This is a genomic window from Streptomyces sp. SD15 (genome assembly GCF_054462255.1).
The window spans coordinates 30,064-43,342 of record NZ_JBTLMO010000031.1 but is presented as its reverse complement, the minus strand read 5'-3'; the positions used below and the strand labels follow the sequence as shown (position 1 = coordinate 43,342).

Sequence of the window (13,279 nt, the reverse complement as noted above, 5' to 3'; positions counted from 1 at the left end):
GGCTCGGCTTCAGAAGCTGGCTCGTCATCCTCGGATGAGTATCCGGATGCGCAGTAACCGGAAGGATGCTCGGCCGTACATGGCTCGCTTGATCGTTTTGACGCGGTTGACGTTGCCCTCGACGATGCCCGCGCTCCAGGGCAGGGTGAGGCCGGCTGTGACGGCGTCGAGGTCCTGGCGGAGGAATCCGGCGAAGGAGCTGACCGGGGTGGGAGCATCCAGGCGCGGGGATCACGCGATCAGTGTGACTGCGGTGATGGTGAGGCATGGGACCAACCCCGCAGGCGCGGGGATCACAGGCCCAGCCAGTAGGCGGTGTCGAGGCTGACGGGACCAACCCCGCAGGCGCGGGGATCACCCCTCCCACACGGCGCCATCGGGCTGGCGGGTGGGACCAACCCCGCAGGCGCGGGGATCACGAGCCCATGGCTACACCGCCTTCCGCGTCCACGGGACCAACCCCGCAGGCGCGGGGATCACGCCCTTGGCGGTGCGCACGGAGTCGAGTTGGAGGGACCAACCCCGCAGGCGCGGGGATCACGGATAGGTGTTGTTGGGCTCGATGCCGATCTTGGGACCAACCCCGCAGGCGCGGGGATCACGAAGGAGACGACTTGACCACGCCCCTCGCCCCGGGACCAACCCCGCAGGCGCGGGGATCACAAAACCGACCAAGAAGCCAAAGGCGAGGAGACGGGACCAACCCCGCAGGCGCGGGGATCACGACGGTCTGGTACTCGCCGTAGATGAAGCCCTGGGACCAACCCCGCAGGCGCGGGGATCACGACGGCCGCCCGATCGCCCGGATCCACTTCGCGGGACCAACCCCGCAGGCGCGGGGATCACACGACTTGCCAAGTGCCCGCGATCCACGAGGTCGGACCAACCCCGCAGGCGCGGGGATCACTGTCCGACCAGCGGGGGCACGGTCTGACCACAGAACTCGCAGTGGTTCCGGGCTGGTGAGTGCTCACCTGCTGGCGGCTACAGACCGCAGTCTCTCCTACGGCCCGCTGAGTCCCATTAGGGCGGTGTGTTGACCCGTAGTGCGGTAGCCGGCTCGACCGTTCCGCACCGGGGTGCGAATGCCGTCGCATCGGTGCTCGCGCCTGAATACCAGCAGATCCTGCAGGTGCTCGCCGCGCCGGAGGCGGCTGGTGGGATGCGGGTGAAGCAGATCCTGGCCGGGCTGGGGTGGGAGGCGACACCGACCCGGATCGAGGGAGTGCGATCGCGGGTCAAGCGGCTGGCCGCCCGCGGGTGGGCCACCGAGGTGCGGCCGAACGTGTTCGTCTCCGCTATGGCGACGGCGCCGGCTGCCGCGGGATGAAGGCATTGCGGCGGCGTCCGGCGAGCCGGCTGCTCATGAGCATGGTCATCGACCACAGCACCATCGCCTCGTGCATAGCTGGCAGCGTCTCGTAGTCACGCACCAGACGACGCGAGCGCATCAGCCAGCTCAGCGTTCTCTCCACCACCCATCGTCTCGGCAGCACCACGAAACCCGTGGTGTCGTCGCAGCGGCGGACGATGTCGAGGGTGAGCCGGAGCTCTGAGCGGGCGAAGTCGACCAGGCGGCCGGCATAGCCGCCGTCCGCCCAGACGAGACGGATCGAGAAATACTGCTCGCGCAGCCGCGTGAGCAGCGCGACGCCGGCGTCGCGGTCCTGCACGCTCGCCGCACTCACCAGCACCGCCAGGACCAGGCCGAGACAGTCCACCACCACGTGCCGCTTGCGCCCGTCCCACCCTGACGTCGCGCGCGGGATATTCGCCGCGGCCCGCACCGACTGCGAGTCCGCGATCGCAGCCGTCGGATCCACCGAGCGGCCCTCCTTCACGCGCACGCGGTCGCGCAGCCGGTCGTGGAACTCGGTCAGCAGCCCGCTGGCCTGCCAGCGGCGGGCAAAGGCATGCACCCGCCGAAACGGCGGGAAGTCCGCAGGCAGGTTGACCCACTTCACTCCGTTGTCGACGACATAGCGGACCGCATCCAACATCACGCGGTGGCAGTAGCCCTCGGGCCGCCCGCCCCGGCCCGCCAGCCAGGCCGGCACCGGCAGCGCAGAGCGGACTTCCTGCCATTCCGCCTCCGTCATGTCCGAGGCATAACACGGATTTCGCCCCGGCCGGTCACCCGCGTTCCCGAACCGGTGAGCGAGGCACTCGCACAACGACACACGGGAGTTGGACGCGACGGGCACGGCCACGCAAGACTGCGACAACAGGGTCTCCTTGGTGCTCGAGTGGCTTCGCAACCCCGAGCTACCGAGGGGACTCTGCCTTCATGCACCGGCACCGCCGCGATCACCCGATCCAGAACCCAGTTCGACTGAACACCCCCACCGACCGGTATGCGGAAGCCTTCTGAGTTCCTCAAGCAGGGCCTGAAAGCCCAGAGGGACCAACCCCGCAGGCGCGGGGATCACATGCTCGCCCCCAAGGTGCCCAACCGCGCAGAGGGACCAACCCCGCAGGCGCGGGGATCACGTGGGCGGCGACGCCGGCGCGGGCGGCGGCTCGGGACCAACCCCGCAGGCGCGGGGATCACCGGTCAGGGTCTTCGTGACCCTGCGGAACATGGGGACCAACCCCGCAGGCGCGGGGATCACCCAACGCGTCCGCTGGCCGCAGCACGGGGCGCCGGACCAACCCCGCAGGCGCGGGGATCACCTGTCAACGACGGCAGCCGTCCCGCCTACGAGGGGACCAACCCCGCAGGCGCGGGGATCACGGCTGGTCGGCTCCCTTGCCGTTCGAGGAATCGGGACCAACCCCGCAGGCGCGGGGATCACCATTGCCAGGCCGAGCAGCCCGCGGCCTTGCGGGGACCAACCCCGCAGGCGCGGGGATCACGAAGCAGCTGAACAAGCTGCGGACGACCTCGGGGGACCAACCCCGCAGGCGCGGGGATCACTGAGGGACGATGAACGTCGAGCTGTTACGGGAGGGACCAACCCCGCAGGCGCGGGGATCACGGCGGCGCTGACTGTGGCGATGATGAGCGCCGGGGACCAACCCCGCAGGCGCGGGGATCACTTGGACTCGACGCTGCGCCGGCGGATCCCCACGGGACCAACCCCGCAGGCGCGGGGATCACTTGGACTCGACGCTGCGCCGGCGGATCCCCACGGGACCAACCCCGCAGGCGCGGGGATCACTTGGACTCGACGCTGCGCCGGCGGATCCCCACGGGACCAACCCCGCAGGCGCGGGGATCACATGGCGAGCAACTGCTCTGCGGGCCACGGGTCGGGACCAACCCCGCAGGCGCGGGGATCACGAGCAGCAGCTCGCCGCTGACAGCATGGGTCTGGGACCAACCCCGCAGGCGCGGGGATCACGGCCCACTGATCGCGTCGACGTTCTTCGAAACGGGACCAACCCCGCAGGCGCGGGGATCACTACATGTACGAAGCCGCGTCCTGACCTGCCAAGGGACCAACCCCGCAGGCGCGGGGATCACGCCGTCGGGGAGCGCGATCATCGGGCCCCACAGGGACCAACCCCGCAGGCGCGGGGATCACCAGGGGTTGTTCACCCGAACGGGTGAACACGCGGGACCAACCCCGCAGGCGCGGGGATCACCTTCCTTACGCCAACGGTGGCGTGCTCCAGTCGGGACCAACCCCGCAGGCGCGGGGATCACAGGTCGACTTCGCAGCGGTCCAGGGCGAGTCCGGGACCAACCCCGCAGGCGCGGGGATCACGCCGACTCTCAGACCGACACCAGTCGCGGCCAGGGACCAACCCCGCAGGCGCGGGGATCACCCTGCGCTGGCCGCAAGGATGGTCTTCAGGGACCAACCCCGCAGGCGCGGGGATCACTGATACGAGGCGAGACGAAGTACTGACAACTCGGGACCAACCCCGCAGGCGCGGGGATCACGTGAAGCCCCGCGGGGTGATGCTCGAGGCGTCGGGACCAACCCCGCAGGCGCGGGGATCACTGGACGATGTGGTGCCAGTTCCCGTCGGCAAGGGGACCAACCCCGCAGGCGCGGGGATCACACGCCGATAGTGGCAGAGTCCGTGACTCCGCTGGGACCAACCCCGCAGGCGCGGGGATCACGGAGTGTCGTTCGTCTGCACCGGCAACGACACGGGACCAACCCCGCAGGCGCGGGGATCACGACGCCGACGAACTGCGCGCCCACTTCGGCGAGGGACCAACCCCGCAGGCGCGGGGATCACGGCGATCCACCGCCAGCGCCCAGCGAGCGCCCGGGACCAACCCCGCAGGCGCGGGGATCACCCCGACTCCCACGCTTCCTTCATCCGGTCCCAGGGACCAACCCCGCAGGCGCGGGGATCACACCGATCAGCTTGAACACCTGATCGCGGAGCTGGGACCAACCCCGCAGGCGCGGGGATCACAGGTTCGCCTCGCCCTTGACCAGCCGCAGCAAGGGACCAACCCCGCAGGCGCGGGGATCACAGGTTCGCCTCGCCCTTGACCAGCCGCAGCAAGGGACCAACCCCGCAGGCGCGGGGATCACAGGTTCGCCTCGCCCTTGACCAGCCGCAGCAAGGGACCAACCCCGCAGGCGCGGGGATCACCAGCGAGGCCATCGCCCGGCGTGCGAGGTGCAGGGACCAACCCCGCAGGCGCGGGGATCACTCACGGTCTCTGGGGCTTTTCGCGTTTCCGGGGGGACCAACCCCGCAGGCGCGGGGATCACGACGCCGTACAGGGCCAGTTCGACACCGGGGAGGGACCAACCCCGCAGGCGCGGGGATCACGTGGTTTTGAGGAATGAGACGTGCAGGCGCAGGGGACCAACCCCGCAGGCGCGGGGATCACCACTTCGGCCAGATGGCGCTGAAAACGGGGACGGGACCAACCCCGCAGGCGCGGGGATCACGCCCTCACCACCGGCAGCGGATCCACGAACCGGGGACCAACCCCGCAGGCGCGGGGATCACTTCGCGGAGCTCGCGGCGGACACGTACGCGGCGGGACCAACCCCGCAGGCGCGGGGATCACTCGGCGTCGATGCGTTCGCGCAAGCCGCTGGTGGGACCAACCCCGCAGGCGCGGGGATCACCTCTCAGCCCGTCGTCCTGGCGGCCGCCGCCGGGGACCAACCCCGCAGGCGCGGGGATCACCGGGACTGCTGTGGCCAGGTGATGACGAGGACCGGACCAACCCCGCAGGCGCGGGGATCACTGGCCCGCCGTGACGCGTCGCGATACGGAGTGGGGACCAACCCCGCAGGCGCGGGGATCACCTGGTTTTCAAAAAATCCCCCGGCATAGTCGAGGGACCAACCCCGCAGGCGCGGGGATCACACATCAGTGCCGCCCGGCGCGTGGATCGGGGAGGGACCAACCCCGCAGGCGCGGGGATCACTTGTTCAGCGCGGTCGCCGCAGCGATGAACGGGGGACCAACCCCGCAGGCGCGGGGATCACCCGCTCCTCAAGGGTGCAGGCCAGATCGACGCGGGACCAACCCCGCAGGCGCGGGGATCACCCCGTAGTCGTATTGGGCCTCTGGAAGAGCGCGGGACCAACCCCGCAGGCGCGGGGATCACTGCATGCGCTGCTGCGGCGAGTGGTTCAGCGTGGGACCAACCCCGCAGGCGCGGGGATCACGCCCTCGACCGGTCGTGCCACGCCGATGAGCTGGGACCAACCCCGCAGGCGCGGGGATCACGCCAGCATCAAGCCCCACACACTGCGACACCAGTGGACCAACCCCGCAGGCGCGGGGATCACTGCGCGGCGACGAGTCGGCGGTAGGGGCGCCCGGGACCAACCCCGCAGGCGTGGGGATCACAGCGTGGCGACCGCAGGACCACCGACCGCATCGGGACCAACCCCGCAGGCGCGGGGATCACCTGATCTGGGCTCGGGATGCCGCGGTCGACGCGGGACCAACCCCGCAGGCGCGGGGATCACGCGAGCGCCTGGTTCCGTCCTTCGAGGCGCTTGGGACCAACCCCGCAGGCGCGGGGATCACCCCTGGCTGCCCTGAACGAGGCCGCGGCGTTTGGGACCAACCCCGCAGGCGCGGGGATCACCGATGGGCTCCGGGTTGGGCAGTTCGACCAGGGGGACCAACCCCGCAGGCGCGGGGATCACCGCCTTGCCGCTGACACCGACGGGCTTCCACAGGGACCAACCCCGCAGGCGCGGGGATCACAACGTGAAACCCGGACCGGTCACCTATGGCCGGGGACCAACCCCGCAGGCGCGGGGATCACGGGGCCGCGCTTATCTGCCGCGCGGATCGCGCGGGACCAACCCCGCAGGCGCGGGGATCACCTGCGAGAGGTGCGCTCTCCCGAGCGTCCCTTGGGACCAACCCCGCAGGCGCGGGGATCACCACCTGCTGCCGAGGCACCTCGGCACCGGCGGGGGACCAACCCCGCAGGCGCGGGGATCACAGCCCGGCGCCGTGCATGCCGAGGAGGTCGACGGGACCAACCCCGCAGGCGCGGGGATCACCAGGCAAGGCTGAGGCCGAGAAGATTCGCGCCGGGACCAACCCCGCAGGCGCGGGGATCACGCCAGGCTCCGCGGCGGGGTATGTGGTAGCCGGGGGACCAACCCCGCAGGCGCGGGGATCACTGGGACGGCGTCCCCATGCGGAAGATCAGCTGGGGACCAACCCCGCAGGCGCGGGGATCACATCTCCAACGACCAGGTGAAGATCACTGGGTCGGGACCAACCCCGCAGGCGCGGGGATCACACCGCAGCCTGCAAGACCGCCATGAAGCAGCAGGGACCAACCCCGCAGGCGCGGGGATCACCCGCCCGTCACGATGCGGAACACCTTGAGCAGGGGACCAACCCCGCAGGCGCGGGGATCACCGGGACGTGCTGGGTGTGGGCCTGCCCGGGATGGGACCAACCCCGCAGGCGCGGGGATCACCAAGACGAAGGCTCTGGAGCCGACGTCGGTCAGGGACCAACCCCGCAGGCGCGGGGATCACTTGATCTGCCAGAGCCCCACGCACCCGATGGAGGGACCAACCCCGCAGGCGCGGGGATCACATGCCCTGGGCGTCGCTGAACACCGGCTTGTAGGGACCAACCCCGCAGGCGCGGGGATCACCGCTACGACCAGTTCCTTCGCGCCGTCACCGAGGGGACCAACCCCGCAGGCGCGGGGATCACCTGTCCTTCGGGATGGCGGGCCGCTTCTTTGCGGGACCAACCCCGCAGGCGCGGGGATCACAAGGTGTCCGGCGTCTCGGCGATCTTCGCGATGGGACCAACCCCGCAGGCGCGGGGATCACAACTCGCCCAAGCTGGTCGTCAGCTTGTCGACGGGACCAACCCCGCAGGCGCGGGGATCACTGGTCCGCCTGGTCGCGCGGCATGTGGCGGACGGGACCAACCCCGCAGGCGCGGGGATCACTGGGTGGAGCACATGCAGGAAGAGTTCGGCCGGGGACCAACCCCGCAGGCGCGGGGATCACGGTTGGGCCAACGCGGACGGCATGCCTGGCAGGGGACCAACCCCGCAGGCGCGGGGATCACCAGCGCACGGGTGCCGGGCTGACGGTGTTCCGGGGACCAACCCCGCAGGCGCGGGGATCACTCATTGATCCTCATTGAGACTCACTGGTAGTCGGGACCAACCCCGCAGGCGCGGGGATCACCCGGCCACCCCCGACACGGGCAGTGTCGCGACGGGACCAACCCCGCAGGCGCGGGGATCACCCCCCAGGGACTTCCCTGGGGGCCATTCTTGTGGGACCAACCCCGCAGGCGCGGGGATCACCGCCTCGACAGCGTCAACGCGACCGTGCGCACGGGACCAACCCCGCAGGCGCGGGGATCACGGGTCGTATGCGGTGGTCCAGGTGTGGCTGCAGGGACCAACCCCGCAGGCGCGGGGATCACTGAATGACCCCCCTCTGACCTGGGGGACCGTAGGGACCAACCCCGCAGGCGCGGGGATCACCTGGACAGGCGGCGTCTCGACGAGTCGCGCACTGGACCAACCCCGCAGGCGCGGGGATCACACCGTGAAGGTCTGCGGGTTGATCACGTCGAAGGGACCAACCCCGCAGGCGCGGGGATCACCTCGGGTTGCCCGGCCGCGGCCCGCTTCTCGCGGGACCAACCCCGCAGGCGCGGGGATCACGCGATCGCGGAGCAGTCCGTGAACGGCATGTCGGGACCAACCCCGCAGGCGCGGGGATCACGCGAGCACAACTTCCAGTACGGCGAGGACCACGGGACCAACCCCGCAGGCGCGGGGATCACATTCACCGGCTCGTCACCGAACACCGCGGCGAGGGACCAACCCCGCAGGCGCGGGGATCACGGCCCAGGCCGAGGCCCAGGCACTGTCCTTCTGGGACCAACCCCGCAGGCGCGGGGATCACCCGTAGTCCCAGTAGCTCGCGGGCAGTGGAGAGGGACCAACCCCGCAGGCGCGGGGATCACCCCATGCGGCGAGTCCGCGGGAGGTTGCGGAGGGGACCAACCCCGCAGGCGCGGGGATCACTTGCCCGTCGGCATGGCGAGAGCGCTGGAGAAGGGACCAACCCCGCAGGCGCGGGGATCACCACTCCGGCGGCGATGACCGGGTTCATGGCGAGGGACCAACCCCGCAGGCGCGGGGATCACTGAAGGGCTTCGAGACGGTCCTCGTGGACGGTGGGACCAACCCCGCAGGCGCGGGGATCACACGTGGCGATCCGGAACGAGTACGGGCGTGAGGGGACCAACCCCGCAGGCGCGGGGATCACCCGACCTGCGGGGCCGCGACTACACCGGAGGCGGGACCAACCCCGCAGGCGCGGGGATCACCCGCTGCTTGCCAGTTCCCGGAACATGTTCGGGGGACCAACCCCGCAGGCGCGGGGATCACACCGTCTCCGCCTATGCCACGTCGGCGCCCGAGGGACCAACCCCGCAGGCGCGGGGATCACTGCTTCTTGTAGATCTCGTAGGCTTTCTGGGAGGGACCAACCCCGCAGGCGCGGGGATCACTCCGGCGGCACCCCGTAGATCGCCGCGATCTGGGGACCAACCCCGCAGGCGCGGGGATCACCGGAAGAACCTGGCCCCGATAAAGGAAGCCGAGGGACCAACCCCGCAGGCGCGGGGATCACAGGAGCTGACCTGGGGCTTCACGAGGGCAAGGGCCCCTTTTTGCTTACTTTCGTAGATTCCGTCATAGCGGACTTCTGATCCCTTTATGGGTGACCCGGGCGAATCTCCCGGCCGCTTGCCGTAGCCGCCCCGTTTCCTTCCAAACGCTTCAGAGACGGCGTCGTCGTCTAACTCCCACCGTACTTCCGCCGTTTGGAAGCCTTACTCCAGCCCTGTCGCGGGACGCTCGCCTGCCTCTGAGTAGCGCGCTGTGCGCCCGGGTTCGGGCGGTGGATCAGAGTCAGTCCCTCGTGGTCAGTGGGATGCCATGAGTGGTCGTGGGTTTCGAAGGTATAGCCCTGCTCGTTGTTGGTCTGGTAGGCCAGCAGTGCTCGGCCCTGTCCCGCGTATTGGCGGACTTCCTCCCATAGAGCTTCCCGTATGCGCTTGGACGGTGCGCCGAGGAAGACGCCCGGGGAGATTTCCAGGAGCCAGCGGGTGAGGAAGCCGCGCAGTCCTGCCGGGCAGTTGGTGAGGATGATGACGGTCACCAGATGATCTCGTCACCGTAGTTGCGGCCGTTCTCAACGTGGAGGTCGCCGTCGGACTGGAGTGTCACGCGGTCCTGGGTGGTGTCGGTCGTGTCGCGTGTGCCGTCGTAGCGGAGCAGGTCCTTGATGTCGCGTACGCAGCGGTCGAGCAGTCCGGTCTCGTTGATGCGGTCCCGGAGCATTCGGCGGGTCCGTGCCGCGACGTCCTCCTCACCTTCGGTGGCTGCGTCGAATGCTGCCGGAATGGCGACATCGGTCTTGTACAGGTCGGCTACATCCAGGACGAACGAACGCTCGTGACCGGAGTGGACAAAGCCCAGGCCCGGGGAGCAGCCGAGGGCGGCGACGACGGCGTGGGCGATTCCGTACATGCACTGGGCTGCCGCCGTAACTCCCTGGTTCGGTGCGTCTCCGGCCGAGAAGTCGCTGCGGTGGTACTCGCGTCGACGCCATGGGACGCCGGTGCGGGTGGACTCGCGCCGGTAGCACTCCTTGAGGCGGCGGCCCTCCATGCTCAGCAGGTCCTGCCGGGTACGACCGGCGGGGTCCTCGTCCGGGAAGCGCAGCCGGTACATCGCGCGGGCCACTTCCAGTCGGGTGCGCCGGTTCGCCCAGGCTGTGGCCTGTGCTTCGACCAGGCCGGAGGAACGGGTCAGGGCCCGTCCGCCGGCGTAGTAGCGCACTCCGTGCTCACCGACCCATGCCACGCCCGCACCGCAGTCACCAAGGACTGCCATCGCCTGGTGGGTGATGCGGGTGCCCGGACCGAGCAGCAGTGTGCCGATGGTGGCGGAGGGAATGTGCGTGACTCCGTCCGCGTCCTCCGCGGTGATGGCGTTGGAGTCGCGATGCACGGTGCACCGCTCCAGGTAGACGAAGGAGAGCCGGTCCCCGATCCGGGCGAGCTCACGGGGTGATGAGGCACCACGGCGGCTGACCGTACTCATCGATCACCGCACCGGGGCGAGCGTCATCAGGCCGCAGCCGTACGCCTTGGACTTGCCCAGACCGTGAGTGAGCGTGCGGCGGAAGACGTCGGGATTGCTCACGCGCAGCCGGCCGTCGAACGTGACGCTGGTGAACTGGACTTCGCTGCGTCCTCCCGTGCCTGCCGCCGTCCCGGGTGCCCTGCGGAACTGGAGGGGACGCTGATCGCGGACGATCAGCTCGTGCTCGTCGCCGTGCTCCAGAAGCCGGCGCTCCGCAGGCTTTTGCACCACCTCGAACCCCCCGCGCTCCTGCCGCTCCAGTAGCCACCGCATCTGGTGCTGCGGTGTCCGGTGCGCGGCGCGCTTGGTGGGCTCACCTTTCATGTCCGGCTTGTGGTGGATGCTGTGCACGGGGTTCGCCGTGAGCCGGAATGCCCAGGAGTCTCCCTTCGCGAGGGCACTGAGGAAATCTCCGTACGCGAAAGTCTTCCAGCCGGCCCCGGCCCCGGCCTCGTCCGCCGCGGCAGGCCACCCTGCCTGCTCGACCAGATGAGTGAGGTCGGGCCGGGTTGGGCTGACGATGAACAGCAGTGTCTCGGAGGGTGTGTTGCGGTCGACGCGCCACAACACCCGGGGCCCGGAACCGTCGCGGGGCGGCGGCTCGGGAAAGGACATGTTCACTGCGCCGTGCATGAGGTGCGGGGAACCAAGCAGCCGCCGGGCATCGGAGCGCCCGGTGTTGACGCGGAAGCGGGTCAGGTACATCACGTGGTCCTCGGTGCGGCGGGCTGGAGCAGGGTGGTCGGATCATGTGGTGAGGGCTGCGGGAGGTCCGGCAGAGCGACGGATCCATTTCGGATGCCCCGCAGTGCGTAATGCCGATGGCGCGGGTCGAAGCTCAGCGGAAGATCGCGCTGCGTGACGTCAGGTTCCTGGCCGGGTGGGCAATCGAGCAGCAGTTCCAGTTCTTTGGGCTGCTGTCGGCGGCGCTCGCGGTACCAGTGGGACGCCTGCCACTCGGCTTCGCGCAGCGCCTGTTCGAGGCTGTCGGCGTCCGCCAGGGGTTCCCTCATGGTGATGGGCTCTGCCGGAGGGCAGGAGCGCCGTCCGAGATACGGCAGGTACACCGGGTCCAGCAGGGCCTCGTACAGTGCGTTGATCAGCCGGGCATCGCCCTTCACGCCCGCCACGAAAACGGCGTCGGTGAGGTAGAAGCGTTCCGACAATGGCATGGATTTGCCCGAGTCGGCGTTGTGGGCGGTCTGGAAGTCGCGCAGTCGGGTGCCTGGCTGATCGATGCGTACGCCGAACTCCAGCGCGGCGAGGTCGGAGAGATCGGCGTCCCGGGCACGGCCCTGGGCCCCGGCCAGGAGCCCGAGGACACCGCTCTTGGTCGGGGCGTTCTCGGTGGTGCGGCGGGTGAAGCGGGCAGCGGAGCCCCATGACTGAAGGGGGCCTGCGAGCCGCAGCAGCAGCACGCTCGTGCTCGTGCTCATGAGCGTGCCTCGGGCTCCTTGGGCTCCAGCCTGGCGGCTACGGCGTCTGCCACTGCCGTGATGAGTTCGGGCAGTGCCAGCTCGGTGCCAAGGACACCCAGCGCCTCCGTCTCCTCGCCCACCCGGAGCACCCAGCTCTGTCCCCCACCCAGCCCGAGCCCGTACTTGCTTTCCAAGTCGGGTACGAACTTGGCGAGCTGTTCGCAGCTCTGCCGCAGAAAACCGCCTTCCGCGCCTGCCGCCACCGGCTTCTCGAAGGCGCCGACGAAGCTGATCGGGCGCCGGGAGCGGAGCTTGACGATTACCGCGGCGGGCAGTGTGTGGTTGCCGAAGGTGTTGATTTTCCCGGTGGGCAGGGAGGTGATGAAGCCTTCGAGGAAGGCGGCTACGGCCCGCCGGGTGGGATCGGCGGCCGGCAGGTCCTCACCCTCGCGCAGGGCGGGGCCCAGGTTCTCGTGGAGCTTGTCGACGTCGACCGCCGCGTACCGGTAGAGGGTCGCCGAGTTGAAGTCGACGGAGCCGATCATGCCGGCGCCCATTTCGGCGTCCGTGTTCTTGTCGTCCACGGCGGTGAAGTAGTCCGACTCGACCTCCACCGCGTGCACGCTGAGCGCGTGCGCTACCTGGGTGGCCGCGTCCACATTGAGATCGGTCGAGTCCGCGACCATACGGCCGAAGAGCGCGATGTCCACCGAGTGCTCGGAGTCGACGAACTGGCGGGCGCGTGCCTTGTTCTCTCTCGTCTTGAGGAACTCCTTGAGCGCCTTGGGGTCGCCGCCCTTGCTGCCCTCGACGGCCAAGGCGGCGAGGGCGTTGAGCTGGCGCCCGCTTAGGTACATCAGATACGCGGATTCCGGCGCGGGTTCGCTTTCACCGTTCTCGCTGTCCTTGGCCTTCCGCTTCGGAACCTCGATCTTGGAGCCGGTGGCCGTCCGCATTGTTTCGGCGGCGAGTTCCACGGCTGCGGCCTTGGACAGCGACGGGTCCAGCGCCTTGATCCGCTCGGCCAGCACTTCGGCGACCTTTTTCGTGCGGACACCCAGCTCCGATGCGTCGAGCAGGTCCGAGAACGCCGTGCGAGTGGCCCGCTTCCACGCCTGACTGGAGACGCGCGCCCGCCGTACGCCACCGTAGACGGCGCTCTTCGGCGTTCCGGTGTCGTCCCGGTTGAGGTTGCTCGGTGGGACGGTCTGAAGGATGTGAATGTCGAGAATCGTCCTGATCACGGGTTTCAGTTCCTTGTCAT

General features: G+C 69.6%; 7 protein-coding genes, 1 pseudogene and 2 CRISPR repeat arrays. Of the genes and pseudogenes, 1 reads left to right on the top strand and 7 read right to left on the bottom strand.

What is annotated here, in order from left to right:
* Window positions 1-24: 24 nt before the first annotated feature.
* Window positions 25-198 (bottom strand): annotated as a pseudogene (locus tag ACX28W_RS27490) (ISL3 family transposase); the annotation flags it as partial.
* 70 nt (window positions 199-268) lie between these two features.
* A CRISPR array of direct repeats spans window positions 269-907; the repeat unit is 29 nt; unit sequence GGGACCAACCCCGCAGGCGCGGGGATCAC.
* Window positions 908-1,099: 192 nt separating this feature from the next.
* Between ACX28W_RS27490 and ACX28W_RS27485 the strand changes: the two are divergent.
* Window positions 1,100-1,330, top strand: a complete 231-nt coding sequence (locus ACX28W_RS27485; protein WP_459002232.1) for a hypothetical protein — start codon at window positions 1,100-1,102, stop codon at window positions 1,328-1,330.
* On the opposite strand, the gene ACX28W_RS27480 is transcribed toward ACX28W_RS27485, so the two are convergent.
* From ACX28W_RS27480 to cas7e, 6 genes are all read right to left on the bottom strand, one after another.
* Complete coding sequence (locus tag ACX28W_RS27480) at window positions 1,299-2,099, bottom strand: IS5 family transposase (protein WP_459002231.1); 801 nt, start codon at window positions 2,097-2,099, stop codon at window positions 1,299-1,301. The two genes, ACX28W_RS27485 and ACX28W_RS27480, sit on opposite strands and share 32 nt — an antisense overlap.
* Before the next feature lie 301 nt (window positions 2,100-2,400).
* A CRISPR array of direct repeats spans window positions 2,401-9,077; the repeat unit is 29 nt; unit sequence GGGACCAACCCCGCAGGCGCGGGGATCAC.
* A gap of 168 nt (window positions 9,078-9,245) precedes the next feature.
* Window positions 9,246-9,608: a type I-E CRISPR-associated endoribonuclease Cas2e gene (cas2e, locus tag ACX28W_RS27475; protein WP_459002230.1), complete on the bottom strand. Its 363-nt coding sequence runs from the start codon at window positions 9,606-9,608 to the stop codon at window positions 9,246-9,248.
* Window positions 9,605-10,555, bottom strand: a complete 951-nt coding sequence (gene cas1e / locus ACX28W_RS27470; RefSeq protein WP_459002228.1) for a type I-E CRISPR-associated endonuclease Cas1e — start codon at window positions 10,553-10,555, stop codon at window positions 9,605-9,607. The genes cas2e and cas1e overlap by 4 nt, the downstream gene beginning before the upstream one ends.
* Before the next feature lie 3 nt (window positions 10,556-10,558).
* Window positions 10,559-11,302 (bottom strand): type I-E CRISPR-associated protein Cas6/Cse3/CasE, encoded by a 744-nt coding sequence (gene cas6e, locus ACX28W_RS27465; RefSeq protein WP_354817437.1) that lies wholly within the window; start codon window positions 11,300-11,302, stop codon window positions 10,559-10,561.
* Complete coding sequence (gene cas5e / locus ACX28W_RS27460) at window positions 11,302-12,033, bottom strand: type I-E CRISPR-associated protein Cas5/CasD (protein ID WP_459002226.1); 732 nt, start codon at window positions 12,031-12,033, stop codon at window positions 11,302-11,304. The genes cas6e and cas5e overlap by 1 nt, the downstream gene beginning before the upstream one ends.
* A complete protein-coding gene (gene cas7e / locus ACX28W_RS27455; protein WP_459002224.1) occupies window positions 12,030-13,259 on the bottom strand; it encodes a type I-E CRISPR-associated protein Cas7/Cse4/CasC in 1,230 nt (409 codons plus the stop codon). The genes cas5e and cas7e overlap by 4 nt, the downstream gene beginning before the upstream one ends.
* Window positions 13,260-13,279 lie beyond the last annotated feature (20 nt).

What these genes read in the sequence shown, in the direction of transcription:
- cas1e (WP_459002228.1), bottom strand. Translation starts at nt 10,555, where the DNA reads ATGAGTACGGTCAGCCGCCGTGGTGCCTCATCACCCCGTGAGCTCGCC.
- ACX28W_RS27480 (WP_459002231.1), bottom strand. Translation starts at nt 2,099, where the DNA reads ATGACGGAGGCGGAATGGCAGGAAGTCCGCTCTGCGCTGCCGGTGCCG.
- cas6e (WP_354817437.1), bottom strand. Translation starts at nt 11,302, where the DNA reads ATGTACCTGACCCGCTTCCGCGTCAACACCGGGCGCTCCGATGCCCGG.
- cas5e (WP_459002226.1), bottom strand. Translation starts at nt 12,033, where the DNA reads ATGAGCACGAGCACGAGCGTGCTGCTGCTGCGGCTCGCAGGCCCCCTT.